The organism is Planctomyces sp. SH-PL14, assembly GCF_001610835.1.
Classification (GTDB): domain Bacteria; phylum Planctomycetota; class Planctomycetia; order Planctomycetales; family Planctomycetaceae; genus Planctomyces_A.
This window is the reverse complement of sequence record NZ_CP011270.1, coordinates 7,360,076-7,381,532: the sequence shown is the minus strand read 5'-3', so window position 1 is coordinate 7,381,532 and position 21,457 is coordinate 7,360,076. Positions and strand designations below refer to the sequence as shown.

The 21,457-nt window shown below is 66.3% G+C and carries 17 protein-coding genes; 14 read left to right on the top strand and 3 right to left on the bottom strand.

Going from position 1 to position 21,457, the window contains the following annotated elements; genetic code table 11:
• Positions 1-47 precede the first annotated feature (47 nt).
• From VT03_RS28445 to VT03_RS28420, 6 genes are all read left to right on the top strand, one after another.
• The gene (locus VT03_RS28445; RefSeq protein WP_075096140.1) at positions 48-1,475 is read left to right on the top strand and encodes a DUF11 domain-containing protein; all 1,428 of its coding nucleotides are present in this window, start codon (positions 48-50) and stop codon (positions 1,473-1,475) included.
• A 524-nt stretch (positions 1,476-1,999) separates the two neighbouring features.
• On the top strand, positions 2,000-2,383 hold the full coding sequence (gene gcvH, locus VT03_RS28440) for a glycine cleavage system protein GcvH (RefSeq protein ID WP_075096139.1): 384 nt from the start codon (positions 2,000-2,002) through the stop codon (positions 2,381-2,383).
• Positions 2,384-2,469: 86 nt separating this feature from the next.
• Positions 2,470-3,819, top strand: coding sequence for an aminomethyl-transferring glycine dehydrogenase subunit GcvPA (gene gcvPA / locus VT03_RS28435; RefSeq protein WP_075096138.1), 1,350 nt, complete (start codon positions 2,470-2,472; stop codon positions 3,817-3,819).
• Between the two features lie 2 nt (positions 3,820-3,821).
• A complete protein-coding gene (gene mqnE, locus VT03_RS28430; RefSeq protein ID WP_075096137.1) occupies positions 3,822-4,973 on the top strand; it encodes an aminofutalosine synthase MqnE in 1,152 nt (383 codons plus the stop codon).
• Positions 4,974-5,090: 117 nt separating this feature from the next.
• A complete protein-coding gene (locus VT03_RS28425) occupies positions 5,091-6,806 on the top strand; it encodes a cytochrome c peroxidase (protein ID WP_197489108.1) in 1,716 nt (571 codons plus the stop codon).
• Between the two features lie 110 nt (positions 6,807-6,916).
• Complete coding sequence (locus tag VT03_RS28420) at positions 6,917-8,485, top strand: MFS transporter (RefSeq protein WP_075096135.1); 1,569 nt, start codon at positions 6,917-6,919, stop codon at positions 8,483-8,485.
• A gap of 380 nt (positions 8,486-8,865) precedes the next feature.
• Here the strand turns inward: VT03_RS28420 and VT03_RS28415 are convergent, their stop codons facing one another.
• On the bottom strand, positions 8,866-10,065 hold the full coding sequence (locus VT03_RS28415) for a ZIP family metal transporter (RefSeq protein WP_231870541.1): 1,200 nt from the start codon (positions 10,063-10,065) through the stop codon (positions 8,866-8,868).
• Positions 10,066-10,225: 160 nt separating this feature from the next.
• Here VT03_RS28415 and VT03_RS28410 point away from each other — a divergent pair, with 160 nt between their 5' ends.
• Both VT03_RS28410 and VT03_RS28405 read left to right on the top strand, forming a co-directional pair.
• The gene (locus tag VT03_RS28410; RefSeq protein ID WP_197489107.1) at positions 10,226-10,777 is read left to right on the top strand and encodes a pyridoxamine 5'-phosphate oxidase family protein; all 552 of its coding nucleotides are present in this window, start codon (positions 10,226-10,228) and stop codon (positions 10,775-10,777) included.
• A gap of 252 nt (positions 10,778-11,029) precedes the next feature.
• The gene (locus VT03_RS28405; RefSeq protein ID WP_075096134.1) at positions 11,030-12,010 is read left to right on the top strand and encodes a GGDEF domain-containing protein; all 981 of its coding nucleotides are present in this window, start codon (positions 11,030-11,032) and stop codon (positions 12,008-12,010) included.
• On the opposite strand, the gene VT03_RS28400 is transcribed toward VT03_RS28405, so the two are convergent.
• Both VT03_RS28400 and VT03_RS32970 read right to left on the bottom strand, forming a co-directional pair.
• Positions 11,901-13,214: an ArnT family glycosyltransferase gene (locus VT03_RS28400; RefSeq protein ID WP_075096133.1), complete on the bottom strand. Its 1,314-nt coding sequence runs from the start codon at positions 13,212-13,214 to the stop codon at positions 11,901-11,903. The genes VT03_RS28405 and VT03_RS28400 overlap by 110 nt on opposite strands.
• Positions 13,215-13,282: 68 nt before the next feature.
• Complete coding sequence (locus VT03_RS32970; protein WP_075096132.1) at positions 13,283-14,269, bottom strand: tetratricopeptide repeat protein; 987 nt, start codon at positions 14,267-14,269, stop codon at positions 13,283-13,285.
• A 300-nt stretch (positions 14,270-14,569) separates the two neighbouring features.
• Between VT03_RS32970 and VT03_RS34395 the strand changes: the two genes are divergently transcribed.
• From VT03_RS34395 to VT03_RS28365, 6 genes are all read left to right on the top strand, one after another.
• Positions 14,570-15,361 carry a TrmH family RNA methyltransferase gene (locus VT03_RS34395; protein WP_075096131.1) on the top strand — a complete coding sequence of 264 codons (792 nt, stop codon included), beginning with the start codon at positions 14,570-14,572 and terminating at the stop codon, positions 15,359-15,361.
• A gap of 761 nt (positions 15,362-16,122) precedes the next feature.
• Positions 16,123-16,695, top strand: a complete 573-nt coding sequence (locus VT03_RS28385; protein ID WP_075096130.1) for a sigma-70 family RNA polymerase sigma factor — start codon at positions 16,123-16,125, stop codon at positions 16,693-16,695.
• Entirely contained in the window at positions 16,692-18,068 is a 1,377-nt protein-coding gene (locus VT03_RS28380) for a hypothetical protein (protein ID WP_075096129.1), read from the top strand. The genes VT03_RS28385 and VT03_RS28380 overlap by 4 nt, the downstream gene beginning before the upstream one ends.
• 154 nt (positions 18,069-18,222) lie before the next feature.
• Positions 18,223-19,275: a DUF1559 domain-containing protein gene (locus VT03_RS28375; RefSeq protein ID WP_075096128.1), complete on the top strand. Its 1,053-nt coding sequence runs from the start codon at positions 18,223-18,225 to the stop codon at positions 19,273-19,275.
• A gap of 169 nt (positions 19,276-19,444) precedes the next feature.
• Positions 19,445-19,948: a carboxypeptidase-like regulatory domain-containing protein gene (locus tag VT03_RS28370; RefSeq protein WP_075096127.1), complete on the top strand. Its 504-nt coding sequence runs from the start codon at positions 19,445-19,447 to the stop codon at positions 19,946-19,948.
• 115 nt (positions 19,949-20,063) lie between these two features.
• Complete coding sequence (locus tag VT03_RS28365) at positions 20,064-21,443, top strand: arylsulfatase (protein ID WP_082846835.1); 1,380 nt, start codon at positions 20,064-20,066, stop codon at positions 21,441-21,443.
• Positions 21,444-21,457: the final 14 nt, after the last annotated feature.

Here is a 21,457-nt window from a genome sequence, read left to right as displayed (position 1 = left end):
ACTTCGATCTGCCTTGCTCGACGACTTACCGGACTGAAGGATCTTCGATGTCGCCGTTCAGCCGCTCCTTCTCCTCGCTCCGCACGCTCCTCCGTTCCCGCCGGAACGTGGGGGCTTCGTGCGTTCTGGGCGGTCTTCTGCTGACGAGCGCTTCCTGCACGACGCCGCCGCGCTCGAACGCGGCCCGGATCGGCTCCGCGCCGCCGATGGTCGCCGCTCCGCCGTCACGCATGGCTCCGACCGCTCCGCGGGCTCCGATCGCGGCCGACGAGGGTGTCGTCCGCGCCGCGCGGCCTTCCAACGGAACGATCGCCCGCGCCCAGTCCTCGGACGCGATCGAGCCGGTCGCCTACCAAGTCGAACCGCGCGTTCAGCCGACCGGGTTCCACGGCCCGGCCCCCGTCCCGACGGGCTCCTACTGCCCGCCGATCGAGCACAACGCGGAATGCCGCGTTCCGCTTTCCCACGGCGGGGAGTACTGCCCGCCCGGCACCGCCATGGCCGCCTGCCCGAAAGGGTGCCCGCCGCACTCGTACCTCGCTCCGCCGGACTATATGCCGTCGGTCAACGACCTGGCGGATGAATACATCTGCGACGGCGGGGATCAGGGAAACCCGATCTTCTACAACGTCGACATCCGGGACGGGATCGACGCGGAAGACACCTTCGCCACGTATGTCACGCAGAACGGCGTCGCCAAGACGAAGATCTCGAACGTGGTCTGCATCTACGCGCCGCGGTTTGCCGCGGTCCGGTCGATCGCGAGCGTGACCGCCCGCGACCAGTACGACAAGCTGGGCGGCGTGACCGAGGACATGCGGGTCGCCGGTTATGAGGCCGACATGCGGCTGGGTGAGCGGGTCCAGCGCGACATGCTGCAGGACATCCGGGTCCGCAACCGGGCGGGCGGTTTGATCGACTGGCAGGCGGAAGGGATCTACGCCAAGGTCATCAAGGCTGAGAACCACGTCAAGCTGGTCAATGTCTTTGAAGACATGGCGTTCCTGCAGGACGGCGTGATCCGGCGGACCGAGGCGGCGACGATCTCGCGGCTGGCTCTGGCGGCGGGCGAGTGGTCGGTGGATCAGACGCCGGTTGTTGTGGCCGAGGACATTGGCGGCCAGCAGGTCAAGGCGGTCTTCAAGGCCGAGGAGTACGTTGGAGTCGAAGAGCAGTATTCCGGCTGTCTGCGGATCTGCAAGATGGCGGACAAGCAGGAGGCGTTGCCGGGCGACGTGGTCACGTTCACTCTCCGGATCGACAATATTGAGAAGGGGACGCTGCAGAATGTGGTTGTGACCGACAGCCTGACGCCGCGGCTGGAGTTGCTGCCGGAGTCGCTGCAGAGCGATCTGGCGGGCGAGTTCTCTGTCCAGCCGAACAAGGAAGGCAGTTCGATCATCAACTTCACGTTGAAGGATCCGATGAAGGGTCAGACGGGTGGGGTGATCACGTTCCAGGCGCGGGTGCGGTAGGCATCGTGGCATAGCTCACCGGTCTATACACCGGGTCCAGGGGCACCCTGGTGGGGGATGCAAGGGGGCAACGCCCCTTTGCCCGCCGGAGGCCTGGCCGTCGAGAGATGTCTGAAGGAGAGCGTGTCCAAGCGCGGACAACGTGCCGTAGGCCCCCCTCACCAACCCGCTTGGATTGCAAAACGGGTGTTCTGATGTGAGGGAGTCCTCAACGCCGGTACCACAAAGCGGACGCCCGTCGCTTACCACGGTTCCTCATGGAAGCGCCTCCGGCGGCAAGGGGGCGTGGCCCCCTTGACCCCGGCTGCCGTAGCACGTTGGGCTTGAGCTGGCATCGCTGTGCCGGCAAGGACGCTGTTCGAGCCAGCGGGATGGGCTTCCGCTCGCAAAACTCACACAAATCAGACATCGCTGATCCGAGCCGCGTAAATGACGGCAGGAATTCCCCTCCGCTTGCTCCCTTTGGCCCCTCGAACCACTAGAATCCGGCCGGCGCAGCTGCCGAGACCGTCCTCGAGGAATACATGGCCGCGGATCTGAAATTTGCCAAGACCCACGAATGGGTTCGCGTCGAAGGGAACGTCGCAACCGTCGGAATCACCGACTTCGCCGTCCACGCCCTCACCGACCTCGTCTTCATCGAGCTCCCCCGCCCGGGACGCGCCCTCCGCCCCCGCGAAGTCTTCGGCGTGGTCGAGAGCGTCAAAGCCGCCAGCGACCTCTACGCCCCGATCGCCGGGACCGTGAAGGAATCCAACACCCAGCTCGAAGGCGACCTCTCCGTCCTGACGAGCGATCCCTTCGGCGCCGGCTGGATGGTCAAACTCGAACTGAGCGGCCCGCCCACACTCGACGGCCTCATGGACGAAGCCGCCTACAAGGCCTTCTGCCAAGCGGAAAGTCACTGAGCAGCCCCGCGGATGTCGTCCGTTCCTGACGCCGAAACGCTCATCGGCACCTGGTATTCGTCTTCGTTCTCCCCTGTTTGTCTTCGATGGCCTACTTGCCCAACACCCCCGATGTCCAACAGCAGATGCTGAAGGAGATCGGCACCGACTCGATCGCCCGCCTCTTCGACCAGATCCCGGCCGAGCTTCAGCTCAAGCGGCCCCTGGAGATCCCGCCCGCCCTGACGGAGCTGGAACTGGAAGCCCACTCGAAGGGGCTCGCCGACCGCAACGTCGGTAACCGCGTCTGCCTCATGGGGGGCGGGGCGTACGACCACTACATCCCCTCCGCGGTCGATGAGATCTGCTCCCGCGGGGAGTTCTACACCGCCTACACGCCGTATCAGCCCGAGGCGAGCCAGGGTTCGCTCCAGGCCTTCTACGAGTTCCAGACGCTGATCTGCCAGCTCACGGGGATGGACGTCTCAAACGCCAGCCTCTACGAAGGGGGAACGGCGGTCAGCGAAGCGGCCTTCATGTCCATGCGGGTCACCGACCGCCACAAGAAGGTCGTGATCCTGGAATCGGTCAACCCACAGTACCGGGAAACCCTCCGCACGAACCTCGGCGGACTCCCGTGCGAGATCGTCACGGTCCCGACGCCGACCGGCACCGCCGACCTCGAGCGGCTGGCGGCGGTGATCGACGAGAACACCGCCTGCGTCATCTACCAGCACCCGAACTTCTTCGGCTGCCTCGAATCGCCCCAGCAGCTCTGCGACCTGGCCCACGCCAAGGGAGCCCTCGCCGTCGCCTCGGTCGACCCGGTCAGCCTCGGCGTGCTGAAGCGCCCCGGCGAGTACGGCGTCGACATCACCGTCGCCGAAGGGCAGTCGCTGGGGATTCCGCTCCAGTACGGCGGTCCGTACCTCGGTTTGCTGGCCTGCAAGAACGAGTTCGTCCGGAAGATGCCGGGCCGCCTGATCGCCGAGGCGGTCGACCGGGACGGCAAGCCCTGCTACGTCCTCGGCCTCCAGACCCGCGAGCAGCACATCCGCCGCGACAAGGCGACGAGCAACATCTGCACAAACCAGGGGCTGATGGCCCTCCGGGCGACGGTGCACATGTCGCTCCTCGGCCCCCAGGGGCTGCGGGAAGTCGGCGAGCTGTCGTGCCAGAAGGCGCACTACCTCGCCTCGCGGCTCACCGAGATCCCCGGCCTCGAACTGAAGTTCGCTGCCCCGTTCTTCAAGGAGTTCACGCTCCGCTGCGGAACGAAAGGGGGCGTCGACGCGGTCCTGGAAAAGGCCCGGAAGGCCGGATTCGACCTCGGTCCCGAGTTAAGCCGCTTCCCGAACCTCGGTTCGGCTGAGAGCCGGGATTGCGTCCTCGTGGCGGTGACGGAAAAGCGGACGCGAGAGGAGCTCGACCGGCTGGTTGAGGCATTGAGGGGATAAGGATGTACTTTCAACACACGGATCCCCGCGTCTGCGCAATCGCCGACAAGGTCTTCGGCGGCGAGCGGCTGACCTTCGATGACGGACTGTATCTCGACGAGCGGGTCGACACGCTCACGATGGGGAAGCTGGCGAACTTCGTTCGCGAGAAGAAGAACGGCAACTACGCGTTCTACAACACGAACGTCCACCTGAACCCGACGAACGTCTGCGTCTACCGCTGCACGTTCTGCGCGTTCCGCTCCGACCTCAAGGGGCCGCGGGGCTACGTCTTCAGCGACGACGCGATCCGCGAGCGGGTCCTCGAAGCGAAGGCGAACGGGGCAACCGAGATCCACGTCGTCGGCGGGCTGCACCACCAGAAGAAGTTCGAGTGGTATCTCAACATCGTCCGGGTGATTCACGAGACCTGGCCGGAGATCCACATCAAGGCCTGGACCGCCGTTGAGCTGAACTGGTTCATCCACATCACCAAGCAGCCCTACGAGTGGGTCCTCAGCGAGCTCAAGCAGGCGGGCCTTGGGAGCCTGCCGGGGGGCGGGGCGGAGATTTTCGACGAGTCGGTCCGCTCGCAGATCTGCGAGCACAAGGCGGACTCCAGCCACTGGATCGCCGCCCACCGCGCGGCCCACGGGCTGGGCCTCCGTTCGAACGCCACGATGCTCTACGGCCATGTCGAAGAGGCGCGGCATCGCATCGATCACCTGTGCCAGCTCCGCGCTCTCCAGGACGAGACCGGCGGGTTCCAGACCTTCATCCCGCTCGCCTTCCATCCCGAGAACACCGGGATGAGCCACATCCCCAAGCCGACGGGGAACATGGACCTGCGGATGGTGGCGCTGTCGCGGCTGATGCTCGACAACTTCGATCACATCAAGGCGTACTGGATCATGCTCGGCGAGGCGACCGCCCAGGTGGCGCTCGGCTTCGGGGCGGACGACATCGACGGGACCGTCGTCCACGAGCTGATCTATCACGACGCCGGCGCGAAAACGCCGGAAGGGTTGACGATCCAGCAGCTGCACCGTCTGATTCGGGAAGCGGGACGGGAGCCGGTCGAACGGGATACGCTGTATCGCCGCGTGATCCGCGACGGCGCCCGCTGGACGGTCGGGGCTCCGGTCCTGAGCGAACTGGCCGCCGCGCAGGCTTAGCGCTGGCCCCGCGCGGCCCCCTGGATTTCCCGGGGGATCGGAACGGGAGCCGTCGTGGTGTCGGGATTCGAAGCGGATCGGACGAGTTTTCGCTCTCAGGGCGTCCGACGTTCGTTGGTGTGGGTTCTCTCGCTGTGCTTCGCCCTCGTCGCACTCCGCGAGGCGGGGGCCGCGCCCCCTCTCGATGACCAGGCGGCGCTGCGGAAGCCCGTCGATGCCATCTCTGCCGCCGGCGGACTGCTGGTCGCGAATCAGGAGAGCCACTCGCTTTCATTTCTGAACGCGCCCCTCAAACAGGTCGAGTGGGAGTCGCCGCTCGGGTCGTCGCCGGTCGCTCTTGTGTCGCTCGGCAACACGGTCGGCGTCCTCGACTTTCAGGACCATCTGCTGCGAGTCGTCGCTGTCGATCCGACGGGCCTCCGCACGATTGGCCAGGCGGAGACGGTCCGCTGGCCTGTCGCCATTGTCGCACTTACGGAGACGCGGTTGGCGGTGGCCGGGCTCTGGTCCCGACAGATTCAGTTTCTGGAGCGGTCGAACTCTTCCGACCAATGGACCGAGGCCGGTGTGCTCCGGCTCCCGTTCAATCCACGATGCTTGCTGCCGATCGGCGAAGGGCGTCTGCTCGTCGGCGATGCGTTCCGCGGACGGCTGGCAGTGATCGACACGACGGGGCCACGGATCGAAAGCATCCGCGAGATCCATGCCCACAACATCCACGGTCTGGTCCTCAGTCCCGATGGGGAGTCGGTCTACCTGACGCACCAGCTGCTCGACGAGCGGGCCGCCACGACGCATGAAAACGTCTCTCTTGGCATCCTGCTGTCGAACCTCGTCCGCCGTATCCCGCTCGACGCTCTCCGCGATCCCGGCGTCAATCTGGAGTCGGTTTCGTTCCGCTACTTCCTCGGGCGGACGCTCGAAGGGGCGGCGGACCCCAACGGCCTCGCCTTCGCCGCGGACGGGACGCTGTGGGTCGCCCTCGGGGGAACGAACGAGCTCTGTGAGGTCTCGGCCGACGGGATCGAAATCCGTCGGCACCCGGCGGGGACGCGGCCCACGAGAGTCCTTCGGCGCGGTGACGAGATCGTGACCCTCGACACGCTCGGGGACTCGCTGTCGATCCATCGTCCGGGATCCGCCGCACTCGACACCGTCCCGCTCGGCCCGCAGCGCGAGCTGTCCAGGGCGGAGCTAGGGGAGCGGCTGTTCTACAACGGGCGGCTCTCGCTCGAGAGCTGGATGAGCTGCAACAGCTGCCATCCCGACGGCCACACGCACGGCCTCGTCGCCGATACCGCCAGCGACGGCGGGTTCGGCAATCCGAAGCGGACGCTCTCGCTCCTCGGGACTCGCGACGCGAATCCCTGGGCCTGGAACGGCCAGTTCCGGGAACTGCACGAGCAGGTCCGGCAGTCGGTCACCTCCTCCATGCAGGGGCCGCCCGTGAAACCGGCCCAGGAGATCGACCTCGTGTCGTTTCTTCATACGTTGCGGCCCCCGCCGCCGGTGGATGAGGTGTCCGGTCCGGAAGATGCCGCGCAGATCGAGCGGGGGCGGATCCTCTTCGGAAAGCTCGGGTGCGCGGGGTGCCACATCCCTCCCGTGACGTACACGATCGATTCGGTCTTCGACGTCGGAATGCCCGATGAACGGGGGCAGGCGAAGTTCAATCCGCCGACGCTTCGGGGAGTGTCGCAGCGGGACCGGCTGTTCCACGACAACCGCGCCGCGTCGCTCGAGAGCGTTCTCGACGAGTTCGGCCATCAGCTTCCGCGGCCGCTCGACCGGGACGAGCGGTCGGATCTCTTGCGCTTCCTGCGCAGCCTGTGACAAATCTCACGCCGAATCCGGATTGGGCGGGGGAGTCGATTGACCCTCGTTCCCCGTCGGACCAGACTGCGAAACATTCATTTTCTCTTGTGCATTGGGCGGAGACCTCCGTGACCTCGACTCCGAAAGCCTCCTCCACCGGACAATGGATGGCGTTGATCGCCGCGATTCTGGGGTGGCTGTTTGACGGCTTTGAGATGGGGCTTTTTCCGCTCGTCATGAAGCCGCTGCTGACCGACCTCCTGGCGGGCTCGAACGCCAGCCTGGAGATCTGGGAAGGGATCATGCACGCCGGCTTCCTGGTCGGCGCCGCGACCGGCGGGGTGCTGTTCGGCTGGCTCGGCGACCGGATCGGCCGCGTGCGGGCCATGACCCTCAGCGTTCTGACTTACGCCCTCTTCAGCGGGGCCTGCGGTCTCGGGACATCGGCCGGAATGGTGCTGCTGTTCCGGTTCATTGCTTCGCTCGGGATGGGAGGCGAGTGGTCGCTCGGCGTTTCGCTCGTCATGGAACTCTGGCCCGGGACTTCGCGCGGCTGGCTGGCGGGACTCATCGGGGCGGCGTCGAACGTCGGCTTCATGCTGATTGCCGCGATCAGCATCGTGATGAACGACTTCATCGCCACGATCACGAGCGCCCTGGTCGCCATGTCGGTCCCGCCGGAAGTCGTTGCCAAGCTGACGGCGAATTCCGCCTGGCGGCTTCTGATGCTGGTCGGGGCAGCCCCGGCGTTCCTGACGTTCTTCATCCGGATCTTCGTTCCGGAATCGGAACGGTGGCTCGAAGAGAAGTCGAAGGGCTCGACGAAGCACTTTGAATCGAAGGACCTGTTCGGCCTGGTGCTCGGCTGCATCGGCCCGCTTGTCATGATCCTGGCGTACGCCTTCCAGCGGCCCGCCTGGGAGCAGGCGCTTGCGGTCACGTTCGCCCTGATTTCCGCCCTGGTCGGGTTCACGCATCCCGTGCGTCTCTTCCTGAAGCGGGGCGGCGGCGAATCGCTGATCTCCGTGACGCCGAAGGAGACCATGCGGCGGATGTACCTGGGAGCGGTCCTGAGCGGCATCGCTCTGCTGGCGACCTGGGGATCGGTTCAGCGTGGACCGTCCTTTGCCAACGACGTCCGGAAGGCTGAGTTTCTCGCCGAACAGAACGTGAAGTCGGTCGGCGAACTTTCACCGGAAGCGAAGGGGCAGATGGACCGAGTCCTCGCCCGGGCCCGGGCCTGGACGCAGATCACGATGGGGATTGGAGCGGTGATCGGGACGATTCTGGGCGCCCTGATGGCGGACCGGTTCGGTCGCCGGATCGCCTACTTCCTGCTGTGTCTGCTCTCGTTCGCCAGCGTGGCGTGGTTCTTCCTGGGGACGCCCGGTTACGGAACGACGTTCCTCATCGCGGCTCTCTTCGCCGGAGGGGCGAGCGCCTCGTTCTATGGTTGGCTGCCGCTTTATCTGCCGGAGCTGTTCCCGACCCGGGTCCGGGCGATCGGGCAGGGGTTTGCGTTCAACTTCGGACGGATTCTGGCGGGGGCCGGGTCGCTGTACCTGGGCTATATGATTACGACGTTCTTTGAAGGGAAGTATCCGATTCCGTGTACGCTGCTGGCGTCGATTTACTTCCTGGGGATGATCGTGATCTGGGGTGCGCCGGAGACGAAGGGCCAGCCGCTGCCGGAGTGAGGCGGCCAGTCACAACCAGCGTGCCATCACCGGGGTCCAGGGGCTGGCCCCTGGTAGGGAGTGCAGAGGGGCAACGCCCCTTTGCCCGCCGGAGGCCGTCTCGTCGAGAGATGTCTGAAGGAGCACGTGTCCAAGCGCGGACAACGTGCCGTATGCCCCCTCACCAACCCGCGGGGATTGCGGAGCAATCGATGTGATGTGAGGGAGTCCTCAACGCGGGTCCCACAAAGCGGACGCCCGTTGTGTCCCACGGTTCCTCATGGAAGTGCCTCCGGCGGCAAGGGGGCCTGTGTCGTTTCTTGGCCCCTTGACCCCGGCTGCCGTGGCACGTTGGGTTTGAGCTATGGAAGTCGTGCCGGCGAGGACGTGGAGCCCGTCACTCAATGGCTGTGACCGGCATGGTCGTGCGAGTGAGAGTGGCCCCCGCCATCATCATGACCATGCACATGGGCCGGCTCCAGATAGCCGATCGCATAAGCGAGCCCAACCCCCAGGAGCAGAGCCGCACTCAACCGGATCCGGTGGTGCTTGTGGAACTCAATCTCGGGCAAGAGATCGCTCAGGCTGATACAAACGAAGATCCCGGCGGCGAACGCCAGCGAACAGCCAATGATGTCCGCCTGAATCGACGCATAACGGTTCACGCCAAGAACGAAAACCAGCGCCCCCAGCGGACACATCGCCGCAAAGGCGGCGTTCACACCGTTCCGCATCCAGGCGGGCCAGCCGGAAGTCGACATCAGCCAGGTGATCGACACGGCATCGAGTGGCTTGTGAAGCAGCACCGCCAGGAACGTCCCCAGCCCCAGCAGCCCCGCCGTCACGCCGTGCGTGACATCCGCCTCAACGCTCGCGGCCACCGCCATCCCGTCGAGGAACGTGTGCAGGCCGAGGCCGATAAAGACGCCGATCCAGCTCAGGTCGTGGCTGTGGGCCCCATGGCCGTGTGAGTGACCACCGTGAGCGTGCCCGCCGGCAGCCTGTTCGGGCCGCGGAGCAGGGGAGTGATCGTGGCTGTGGTCGTGATCATGGTCGTGCGGGCAGCCGGCATGCCCCTGGGCGTGCCGGAACTCGCCCAGGTCTTCCGGGCTGTGGTGGTGGAAGTGAAACGCCCGCAGCATTCCGAACATCGTCAGGACGCCGAGCGTCATCCACCACACGGCCCGGTCGGCGGAGTTCGGCCCGAGGTGCACAAGTGCGTGCGGCAGCATGTGAAACAGCCCGATCCCGAGCATCAGACCGCCGACAAAGCTCACCATGAGCTGCAGGCGGTTGTGCGTCAGGTCGAGGAATGACGGCAGCCAGCCGCCGAAGAGCGAGGCGCCGAGAATCGCCACGCCGTAGAGCCCCAGAAGGATGTAGGGCCAGGTGGAACCGCTCCCGGCCGCCGCTGCGGAGGCCTGGGCCAGCATCGGCGCGTCGAGCGCCGCCACCTGCAGCGGAACCGTCGGAACGGTCCCGGGTTCGGCCACGACCCACTTTTGCGGCTCCGCAGCCAGACTCTCACCTGGAATCGCGGCCCCCAGGCACGCGAAAAGCAGGGAAACCCAGACGAAGAAGGAGGCACGATCGCCGGGCATTCCGTTGTGTCCTGTCCTCCGCCTAGCGCGGAGCGTTCCGTGGAAAAGCCGGGGATTTTGACACACAGCGAGTGCAGTTGCAACGTGACCTGACTCCGGCCGCTTCCGTTAGCGTTTTCGGGATTGGGTCGGCTGCTCGTTCCGCGGAGCGGACTGCCTCATGCCGCCAGCCCGATCGAACGCCTTCGAAGTCCTGTTTCAACACCCCTGGAGAACGATCATGGTCGCCGACACCCGCCAGACCCTCGAAAAACTGCTCCACTCCTTCAGCACGGCCATGCTCGTCACCCGGTCGGTCGACGGGACTCTCCGGTCGCGGCCGATGGCGATTGCCAGGGTGGACCAGACCGACGACGTCTGGTTCGTGACCGACATCGAATCGGGCAAAGTGGACGAAATCGACTCCGACCCGGTCGTCAACGTGGCGCTGCAGAACGGCAGCCAGTACGTCTCGCTGAGCGGGACGGCGGCGATCATCCAGGACCGGATGCTCCTCGAGGAAATGTGGCAGGAGGCGTGGCGGGTCTGGTTTCCGAAGGGAAAGGACGATCCCAACATCTCTCTGCTGCGCGTCCGGACCATCGAGGGGGAATACTGGGATAACTCGGGCCAGCAGGGGCTCAAGTACCTCTTCGAGGCGGGAAAGGCCTACCTGACCGGGACCCGCCCCGCGATCGACGAAGATGTCCACCAGAAGGTCGACCTCCGCTGAACGCGGAGTCTCCCCGGGCTGACGCCGGAGGAATCGCTACATCCGATAGAGTTTGCGCAATACGACATTCCGGAGGACCGCCGGGGCTTCACCTCCCTGGCCTCGATCAGCGACCATACCATTCGTATGGGAATTGCCGGTTGACTGAGGCGGAATGCCGCATTGGGGTGGACCGGCATTGGACAGAGTCCGATCTTGGAAGTACGGGTTGAAGAGCTCGCGCTTTCTCTCTCGAATCGAAGCTGAACATCCATGCCGGATCCCTCTCTGCAACGCCGCGAGTGGTCCCCCATCGTCTGGGTCACGCTGCCGCTGATCCCGGTCACGACGTGTCTGATTGGAACCGTCTGCGGCGCGTCGACGGCCGCCGTGGCACTCTGTCTGCCGCAGGTCGCCATCGGGGCGTGGGTGTGGGGCTGGATCTGGGGGCTCGTCCTTTCGCTCCTCTCCTACGCCGGCTGGTTTCTGCCGGTCCTCGCCGGCAAAGTTCCCGTGAGCGCCGTCGACCACGATTCGGCGATCATCTGCGCCGCCGTCGCCGCCGCCTTCGGCATGACGGTCGCCCGGCTGCGGCAGAGCTTTGAAGAGGCGTACGCCATCGCCGGGACCGACCCGCTCACGGGGCTCCTCAACCGGAACTCCTTCTACGACCGCATCCGCTCCGAGGCGAACCGCGGCGGACGGAATGGCGTAACGGTGACGATCGCCTTCATCGACTGCGACAACTTCAAGGCCTTCAACGACACCCGCGGCCACGTTGCCGGCGACGAACTCCTGATGACCGTCGCCCAGATCCTCAAAGGCTCCGTCCGCAGCTACGACGCCGTCAGCCGGATGGGGGGGGACGAGTTCGCGATCCTGTTCCCCGAACTGCCGGCCGAGGCGGCGGATGCCACGGTCGCCCGGGTCCACAGCCGCCTCAAGGCGGTCGCCTACACCCGGAGCTGGAACGTCAGCTTCAGCATCGGGGCGGTCGTCTTTCCGCAGCCGGGGCACGCGGCCCTGATGCTCGATCTGGCCGACGCCGAGATGTATGCCGTCAAGAAGGCGGGGAAGGACCATTACCGGGTCCTGATCCTGCCCGATTCGAACATCCCCTCCGTCGACCGGCCCGAGGGGCACGTCAGGCCGTCAGACCGGGTGTCCGACGCTCCCCCGCGGCCCCGGGGAGGCCGATCGCCGACAGAACGAGCAGGGGATATTCCGCAGGAAGCCGGTATCGCAACGAACTGACGAAGAGCAGGTGCAGGGCGCAGAAGTAGAGCACCGGCCCCCCCGCAATCAGCAGCAGCCAGAAGTCGCGCCGCCGGAGCCAGGCGCCGCGGAGAGCCAGGAAGAGGACCGGGACGAACCAGCCCGCCACCGCCAGCTTGAGGTACCAGCGGTCGAACTGCTGCGCATTGGGCCAGGGCTTCCAGTATCGCAGGAGCTTCTCCCAGGCCAGCCACACGGTCCGGCCGGGGTTCTCGCGGGCGAACTGCCACGCCCGGTGGCGGTACTCCTGGTCGACGTCGTACTCGCTCATCCGGCCGGGCAGGTTCTCGCGGTCGAAGAAGCTCATTTCGCTGTCGCCGGTCGCCTGCGGGTTGAGGCCGTCGTAGAGGCTCGCCCCCATCCAGAGCGTCGTCGGGATGTAGTGCCCCGTGAGCCGCTGATTCCGCATGGCCCACGGATGCAGCGCGAGCCCGCAGCCGACGAGGATCGCCGCCGCCGGGACGAGGGAACGGACGCGCGGCGCCCGCAGGAGGACGAGCGCGACCGACATCGCCGGAGCCGCCAGCAGCCAGCTCGGCCGCATGTAACAGGCGAGGGCCACGAGGCCGCCGATCAGCAGGCCCCAGACCGCCTCGCGAACAACACTCGTCGGCACCGAGGGGTCGCGACGGATGAACGCCGCCAGCGCCCACAGGTTGGCAAGCAGCGTCGCGGCGAAGGCGGTCTCGGTCAGGACCTCGACCCCGAATCCCGCCAGGACAGGGGAAACCGCCGCCAGCCCGCCGGCGATGAGTCCGCAGCGGGGCGAGACGAGCGTCCGGCCGAGACGGATCGTCAGCCAGACCGCCAGCGTCGCCACGAGCGACAGCACGATCCGGGCGGCAAACAGGCTGCCGCCGAAGAGCCAGATCGAAACCGCCAGGAGGGCCGGAAAGCCGGGCATCCGCAGCACGGCCCGCGGCGGGTGGTAGATGGCGTACGGCTCGCCCTGGACGATCTTGTGTGCGAGTTCCCAGTAACCGCTGGCGTCCCCCTCGATCAGGAACTGCCGCCCGGGAAGGCGGTCGAGATAGCCCTGGAGCCCCCAGGCGAGGGCGAGGCGAATCACGAGCGCGACGAGAACGATCGCGATCTCCCACCGCCTGTTGTTCCCCGAGGAGAACGAAGACGGCGGCAACGGGACCGGATCAGGCGGGCTCGGCGGAGAGGAATCGGTCTTCACGCAAGACGGAACTCGTTCCTCTTGTGGAGCGGTCCGCTGTCAGCGATGAGCCGTCAGCGGACGCGGGACTATTCCTTCTTCGCGTCCGTAGCGGGTTCGGCCGGCTTCTCCTCGCCCTTCGGCGGCGTCGCCGGGGAGGCGTCGGTCTTCTCCGGCTTCGGGAGTTCGGGAGCGGCGGCCGGCTTGTCCCCTTCCGTTTTCGGAGCGTCGGTCTTGGGAGCATCCGTTTTCGGAGCGTCGGCCTTCGGTGCATCCGCCTTCGGCTCTTCACCGGGCTTCGGCGCCTCGGTCTTGGGAGCTTCGGGCTTCGAAGAGTCTGGCTTGACCGGCTCCTTGAGTTCCTTCATCAGGTCGGAGCTGAAGATGTCATCCAGCTTCGGCAGATCGCCGCCGCCCGGGATGCCCGGAATGATGGGGCGCCCATCCTGCGGGGCAGGGCGGTCGGTCGGCTTGGGGTCCTGCTTGGCGTACCAGGCATAGAACTCGCCCGTCTCCGGCTTCCCCAACAGTTCGATGCGGTGCTCCGCCCACTTCTTGTAGTACGTCTCAGGGAACTCCTGGAGGAGCTTCTTGTACCCTTCGACGACCGGCTTGGTGTCGCCGCTGCACAGGGCTTCCTCGGCCATCGCCAGACCGGCCAGCGCCCGCTCCCGGATCTCCGGAGGAGCATCCCCCTGAAGGGCGGCCCGGAAATGCTCCTGAGCCTTCTTGAGCCCCTTGACGCTATCCGACCGGTTCGTCAGAGACAGCCGGTAGCCGTCGATCATCCGCTGCCGGGCCGCTTCGACGCGGGCCCAGGAGGTCGCCGGGCTGGCGGGGAAGTCCTCGACGAACGTCTCGTAGTCCGCTGCGGTGCGGCACTCGTAGAACTCGGTCCAGACCTTGGCGGTGTTGGCGGCCCCGGCCCTGCGGAGCACCATCACCAGCACCACGCCGACCGTGATCGCCAGCAGGCCCGCGAGGATCTTGTTCGTGTGCGGCTCAATCCGCTCGCTCCAGGTTGTCAGCCTGCGACCGAGTTCGTTCTGGGCGAGAGGGTTACCGTCGGCTTTCATGAGGACTCGCGTTCGCCCCGCCTCGGAAATGCCGCAAAGCGTCTGCGGAATCCGGCCGGAGTCACTACCATACGACCCGTGACGTCCAAAACAGGAACGCACCCCTCGCGTCACGGCGCGGAAGCGCGAGGGAGGAGTATAGGAACCCCTGGAGAAACGGGTCAAGTTGCGAAGCGGCAATGCGTTAGGACCGCTTCGCCTTGCCCTTTCGCGGCCGGTTCCTTTCCCGGCGTGACGCGGCGCGAGAACATCGGCCGACGGCCGGCCACCGGATCGAGACAACGGGACGAATCAGCAGCAATGGTCGGCGGAAAGAAGACACGGAGCCGCGGAAAGGGGCTGATGGGGAGCCATCAGCGATGCTGGCTCTGGGGCCGGAACGTCGTCCTCGAGCTGTTGCGGGCCGGCCGCTGGCAGCCGCATGAAGTCCTCGTCGCCGAGCGGGCGGGAGACGAGGCGAGCCGAGAGACGGTTCAGGTCTGCGAAACCCGCGGCATCCCGGTCGTCCCCAGCCGCGACGACGATCTTCGCCGCCTGACCGGCGCGGAAGACCATCAGGGGCTCGCGGCCCGCATGCCTCCCTATCCCTACCTGACGACCGCGGAGCTGCTGCGGGACTGGGACCGGACGCGGCCGCTCGTGATCCTTGACCGGATCCAGGACCCGTTCAACTTCGGCGCGATCGTCCGCTGCGGGGAAGTCCTCGGTGTCGGGGGAATGGTCGTGGGGGAAACGAGCCAGGCGGATGTCTCGGCCCAGATGGTCCGCAGTTCCGCCGGCGCGGTCCACCACGTTCCGCTCGCCCGGACGTCGTCGCTTGCCGCCTTCCTCTCGGAGCTGCGTTCAGAGCGCGTGACCGTCATCGGGGCGAGCGAAAAGGGGTCGCTGGCCCCGGACCGCCTGCCGCGCGGGACCGCGGTGGGCCTGGTCATCGGGAACGAAGGGCGGGGGCTGGCGCCGGAGATCCTGGCGCTGTGCGACGAGTGCGTGTCGATTCCGCAGGTCGGCCGGGTCAATTCGCTGAATGCGGCGGTCGCGGCGGGGATTCTCCTGTATGAGCTGGCGAAGGGAACGTCCGACGGAAGAGTCTGAACCGCGGCCAAGGGAGGTCGGTCGAGGAGGGACGCTGACGCTGCTGCCTCTCAGCACGTCCTTGCCGGCACGGCTTTCATTGCTCAAACCCATCGTGCCACGGCAGTCTGGGGTCAAGGGGGCAACCCCTTGCCGCCGGAGGCACTCCTGTGAGGAACCGTCGTACACAACGGACGTTCCCTTTGTGGAACCAGCTATGAGCACTCCTTCACGCCACGCCGCTTGCTTTGCCATCCCAGCGGATTGGTGAGGGGTGCATGCGGCACGTTACCCGCGCTTGGACACGTGCTCCTTCCGATGGTTCCCGACGAGCCAGGCCTCCGGCGGGCAAAGGGGCTTCTCCCCTCTGCACTCCCCACCAGGGGTACCCCCTGGACCCCGGTCACGTTGCCCGGTGGATCATCCGTCCATCCGAACGCTCCGCTGCCATACACCCCGCATCAGCTTTAACCCCCATTAACACAACGCTCGCCGAACCCTCTCAATTCCCGCCGGGGAGTCGACCGGCTCCCGGCCGTCTTCATCGAAATTTCCCGCAATCGCATCCGGGCCACAACTCCCCTGCAGGATGCAGGTTACGCCTCTCGAACAAGGCGTCCGGATGCGGCCGGACCAGAATCCCTGTCAGGTTCGGCGGGGCACGCTCATAACCCTGTGACTCGCGAGGTTCGCACGCGTTCGATCGGCGGAACGGATCCGCCCCGCGGCGGGTGCTCCACCCCCGAAATGCGAACCTACCCAGACGAGACTGAGGTTCCCCTTTGCCCCTGGATGTTCCGGATCTCGACGCCGCGGGAACGAGCGAAAGCGGCGCGCGGCGCGAGCAGTTCATCCGGCTGCTTCAGCAGTCGTATCACGCCATCCTGGGAGCGATCCTCGTCCTCGTTCCCAACCGCGTCGACGCGGAAGACGTCATGCAGGAGACCTGCGTCACGCTGTGGCGGGAGTTCGACAAGTTTGAGCTGGGGACCAACTTCCGGAGCTGGGCCTGCAGCATCTCGTACAACATGGCCCGGACCTACCTCCGCAAGCAGCACAGGCACCGCGGAGCGCTCAACCTCCCTCCCAAGGACCTCAGCCGTCTCTCGCAGATCCGGGAGGCATCCGCGGAGCTCCTCGAACTGCGGCGCGAGCGGCTCCAGACCTGCCTCAGCCGGCTCAGCGACGAGGACCGGCTCCTGGTGAAACAGTGCTACGGCGAGCAGCGGACCGCCGTCGAAGTCGCGCAGATGACGGGACTGAGCGAGGACGCGATTTACACACGGCTGTCGCGGATCCGGAAGCGGCTCTACCAGTGCGTCAATTCCTTCATGCGACAGAGTGGGGACGTATGAACGGGCGCAGCCGCGGCAACGAACAACGAGTGATCGAGCTCCTCGATCAGGCCTGCGACGGGCGACTCCCGTCCGCGGGGGCGGACGAACTGCATGAGCTCCTGGCCCTCGATCCCCAGCACTTCCAGACCTGCGTGCAGTACCTCGACATGCACGCGGCACTCGTTCACTTCGCGGTCGAACCGCTGACGAACGACGAACTGGTCGCGACGATCCGCGGGCGGCACGACCATGAACGCCGTCGCGATCTGCGATGGATGGCGACGGTCGCGGCCCTCTGCGTCGCGGGCGTTCTTCTGGCCGGATACGGACTGTTCCGGATGAACGAAGGGATGCTCACGGGCGCTCCGGCCGTCGCTGGACGTCAGGCGCCCGAACATCCGCCCGCCCCGCCGCTGGCGAAGATCCGGGAGATCTCCGCGCAGGCGGGCTGGCAGGGCCCCGCCCGACCGGCGGGGCAGGCCCTGTTCCGCAACGACCGCATCGCCCTCAGCCAGGGGCGGGTCGTCGTCGAGTTTCCGAGCGGAGTGCAGGTCCGCTTTCAGGGACCGGGGGTCCTGGCCCTCGAGTCGAATATGTCCGTCCGGCTCTTCGGCGGGAGAGCCCTCGCAAACGTCCCCCGGGGGGCAGCGGGATTCACGATCCGGGCGGGGGACTGCGTGGTCGTCGACTACGGGACGGAGTTCCTGATCGACGCCTCCGTCGATCAGACCGCCGCCGTCTTGGTCCGCCGTGGACAGGTCGGCGTCGGGTTCGACTCGCAGGCGGGGGGAGACCGCTCGCTCGTGGCGGCCGGCAGCGCAGTGAAACTCGAGGCCGGTTCACGATCGGTCTTCTCGACCGTCTACGACCAGGAGGCGTTCCGCCAGTTCGATCTCGATATGGCGGGAATCACCGGTCTCGCCGGCAAGGTCCGGCTCGTCCAGGAGCCGCGGCCGACCTTTCCGCTCGACTACGTCACCCCCGCCCGCGAGGGGTTCCTGCTCCAGGAGGTCGCGCGGCACGATCTGGCCAAGGACCTGCAGGTCGCGAACCCGCTCGGAAAGTTCGACGTGCCGCGCGGGACCACCGTAGACAGCTTCCTGTTCCACTTCTCTCCAAAGGACCGGCCCACGAGCCGTATCCAGGGGAGCATCACGTTCGCGCAGCCGATCCTCTCCGTGATCACGGATGGGGAAACGCTGGGGGAGACCGACGGGCTCCTGGGGGTTGCCCCCGGACGCGAGAACGAGCTGAGTCGCGGCCTCGAAAACGGCAACGGTTCGGACACCCTGCAGTTATCGGAGGACCGGCGGACGCTGACCTTCGCGATCCTGACGGCGGAGGGATTCACGGATCAATTCCGCATCCTCGTGCAGAGTCGGGCGGAATAATAATCCCCAGCCTCGCTCCTTGTTCCAATGTTTAACGACGCCTCGTCATAAGATCATCTGACGGGGTGACAATTCACCGGTTGCCGCGCTCGATGAATCCCTCGGCGGCGGGCGAACCTGTTTGAGACTTCTTTTCGATAAGGGAATCCGTTCCATGGTGCTGTCTCCTAATTCCTCCGTTGGCGGGCGAAAGCGAGGCTTTACGCTCATTGAGCTGCTGGTCGTCATTGCGATCATCGGCGTTCTCGTGGCGATCCTGCTGCCGGCCGTTCAGCAGGCCCGCGAGGCGGCTCGCGCGGCGCAGTGTCGGAATAACATGAAACAGATCGGCCTCGCCATGCATAGTTATGAGGAGACGCACGGCCGTTTTCCTCCCTCGCGCGGCGGACCGACGACGACGCAGGAATACATGAGCGGGCTCGTGTTCCTGCTTCCCTATATCGATCAGGGGGGACTTTATAATCAGATCTCCAGCCCCACGGGCGGCGCCCCTCCGATGGGCCCCGCCCCCTGGAACGCGTTCGCTCCGTACGACTCCAAACTCGCCTCCTTCATCTGCCCGTCGGCATCGAACCATCAGACCGAACGCGAGAACTGGCAGGTGAGCCGGGGGCGGACCTCCTACGCCTTCGTCGCCGGGGACACGACCGACATGAACGTCGCGACAATCCGCGGTGTGTTCGGAAAGCAGTCCTATATGCCCCTCCGCAGCATCACGGACGGCGTCTCGAACACCCTCCTGATGGCGGAGATCCGCTGGCCTATGAGCACGAACGATCTGGGCGGCGTGCGGGGCCTCTCGACCGGCGGCGCCGACAACACGCCGGCGCTGTGCCGCGCCCTCTTCAACACGGGACTCCGCCAGTACACCGGCGGCTCCGTGCAGTTCTTCCGCGGAATCAACTGGGGAGACGGCCAGCCCGGCGTCAATGCCGTCACCACGGCGATGCCTCCCAACTCGCCGAGCTGCGTCGGCACGGAGTCGGCCGGATCGCTGGGACTCTATTCGTCGGCCAGCATGCACGTCGGCGGGGTGATCGCCGTCCTGGCCGACGGGAGCGTCCGGTTCATCAGCGACACTATCGACGCCGGCAACCAGGGTGCGAAGGCGACCACCGCCGCCATCGGGGCGGACGCCAGGAGCCCCTTCGGCATCTGGGGGGCCCTGGGGACGCGAGCCAGCAACGAACGGGTCGGGGAGTTCTAGATTCGATCGCGCCAGGGAGCGCGGTGGTTCAGGGGCGGAGATCGTTGGCAGTCCCCGGAACCACCGCCGAATCCGCGACACGGTCCTGGGAACCGCCCAGGAAGGCTTGAGCCGAGTCCTCGCCTTGGAGGACCGGCGGTTCGAGTCCGTTCTTCATCAGGAGTGATCCATGCCGTTTCGGAAGTCTTGTCTCGTGGCGGTCGCACTGCTCCTCGCGGGGTGCGGCGGCGGCTCCGACAAGTGGCGACAGAACCGCCCCAAGCTCTCGCCGGCCTCGGGGACGATCCTGTTCAACGGCGCGCCTCTCGGCGACGCCGTCGTCATGCTCTACCCGGTCGGGGGAACGCATTCGGCGTCGGCACAGACGGACTCGTCGGGGCGATTCGTCCTGACGACGTTCGACCAGCATGACGGGGCGGTCGCCGGCGACTATCAGGTCTCGGTCATCAAAGCGCGGGTCGAGTACGAGCCCGATCCGGAGAACCCGCGGACGAGCCCGCCGATGTATCACGCCGAGCAGTCGCTGATTCCTGAGACCTACGGCGACCAGGCGAAGTCGGACTTGAAGGCGACGATCCCGACCGACGGTCCGGCGGACCTGAAGTTTGAACTGGTCGGCAAGGAGGGAAAACTGAAAGTCCTCGCCGATCGCCGCGGCAAGCGTTCCAGCTGATCGAAGAGCGACGGCGGTGACACGGCCGGACCGACTCGGGAGAATTCCGTCGAGCGTACGGACGTCGTAAGCGTCTCGCGAGAAGGATGGCACAGCGATGAACACGGGTGATCGGATGACGTGGTCTGACTTGTCGCGCCGCCGCGTGTGGCTGCCCCTCCTGTTCCTGGCGGGCTGGCTGTCGACGGCTCATGCGGAGACCCCGCGAGAGAAGGAACAGCCGGAGCGGCCGAACGTCATCCTGATCCTGGCCGACGACCTGGGCTACGGCGACCTCGGCTGCTTCGGCCAGCAGAAAATCAAGACTCCGAACCTCGACCGGATGGCGGCTGAGGGGATGCGGTTCACGCAGGCCTACGCCGGCGCGACCGTCTGTGCTCCGTCCCGCTGCGCTCTGATGACCGGCCTGCACGGCGGCCACGCGCCGATCCGCGGTAACCAGGAGATCAAGCCCGAGGGGCAGCTTCCCATGCCGGCCGGGACTGTGACCGTCGCGCACCTCATGAAGCAGGCGGGCTATCGGACCGCCCTCATCGGCAAGTGGGGTCTGGGCCATCCCGGCTCCGCCAGCACGCCGGACAAGATGGGGTTCGACGAGTTCTTCGGCTACAACTGCCAGCGTCTCGCCCACGAGCACTATCCGCCGTCGCTCTGGCGAAACAGCGAGCAGGTCCCGCTCGACGGACAGCAGTACTCGCACGATCTCTTCACGGCCGAGGCGGTGAAGGTCATCCGGGACAACCGGTCGCGGCCGTTCTTCCTCGATCTCTCCTACACCGTCCCGCACCAGAAGCTCCAGGTGCCGGACCTCGGCCCCTACGCTGACGAGCCGTGGGATCCGAAGCTCAAGACACTGGCGGCGATGATGGGCCGGCTCGATCGCGACGTCGGGACGATCTTTGCGCTCCTCAAGGAGCTGGACCTCGACCGGAAGACTCTGGTCCTGTTCGCCAGCGACAACGGCGCCGCCTATCAGGACGAGCTGTTCGACCACTCCGGTCCGCTCCGAGGACGGAAGCGGGACCTTTACGAAGGGGGGATCCGCACCCCCGCGATCGTCCGCTGGCCGGGGCAGGTCCCGGCGGGGGTCGTCAGTCCGCAGGTGTGGGCCTTCTGGGACCTCCTGCCGACGCTCGCCGACCTGACGGGGCAGCCGAAACCGGCCGCGACGGACGGTGTCTCGGTCCTGTCGGCGTTCCGGACGAACGAGCCCGTCGACCATCCTCCGCTCTATTTCGAATTCCACGAAGGGGGGTTTCAGCAGGCGGCCCGGATCGGCGACTGGAAAGCGGTCCGCCGTCGGGCTCGCGGTCCGATCGAACTCTACGACCTGCGGACCGATCCGGCCGAGACCCGCGACCTGGCCGCCGAACAACCCGATCAGGTGCGGCGTTTCGAAAAGTTCTTCGAGGGCGCTCGGACCGAGTCTCCGCATTGGCCGATCCGGGAACAGCCGCGGGCCCGTCCCGCCGCGGCGAAGCCCGCCGCCTCCTGATTCGTGTCGAGTGC

Bases quoted from the DNA above. Each gene is read 5' to 3' on its own strand.
- VT03_RS28445 (WP_075096140.1), top strand. From the start codon at position 48: ATGTCGCCGTTCAGCCGCTCCTTCTCCTCGCTCCGCACGCTCCTCCGT.
- gcvH (WP_075096139.1), top strand. From the start codon at position 2,000: ATGGCCGCGGATCTGAAATTTGCCAAGACCCACGAATGGGTTCGCGTC.
- gcvPA (WP_075096138.1), top strand. From the start codon at position 2,470: ATGGCCTACTTGCCCAACACCCCCGATGTCCAACAGCAGATGCTGAAG.
- mqnE (WP_075096137.1), top strand. From the start codon at position 3,822: ATGTACTTTCAACACACGGATCCCCGCGTCTGCGCAATCGCCGACAAG.
- VT03_RS28415 (WP_231870541.1), bottom strand. From the start codon at position 10,065: ATGCCCGGCGATCGTGCCTCCTTCTTCGTCTGGGTTTCCCTGCTTTTC.
- VT03_RS28410 (WP_197489107.1), top strand. From the start codon at position 10,226: ATGCCGCCAGCCCGATCGAACGCCTTCGAAGTCCTGTTTCAACACCCC.
- VT03_RS28405 (WP_075096134.1), top strand. From the start codon at position 11,030: ATGCCGGATCCCTCTCTGCAACGCCGCGAGTGGTCCCCCATCGTCTGG.
- VT03_RS32970 (WP_075096132.1), bottom strand. From the start codon at position 14,269: ATGAAAGCCGACGGTAACCCTCTCGCCCAGAACGAACTCGGTCGCAGG.
- VT03_RS34395 (WP_075096131.1), top strand. From the start codon at position 14,570: ATGGTCGGCGGAAAGAAGACACGGAGCCGCGGAAAGGGGCTGATGGGG.
- VT03_RS28380 (WP_075096129.1), top strand. From the start codon at position 16,692: ATGAACGGGCGCAGCCGCGGCAACGAACAACGAGTGATCGAGCTCCTC.
- VT03_RS28375 (WP_075096128.1), top strand. From the start codon at position 18,223: ATGGTGCTGTCTCCTAATTCCTCCGTTGGCGGGCGAAAGCGAGGCTTT.
- VT03_RS28370 (WP_075096127.1), top strand. From the start codon at position 19,445: ATGCCGTTTCGGAAGTCTTGTCTCGTGGCGGTCGCACTGCTCCTCGCG.
- VT03_RS28365 (WP_082846835.1), top strand. From the start codon at position 20,064: ATGACGTGGTCTGACTTGTCGCGCCGCCGCGTGTGGCTGCCCCTCCTG.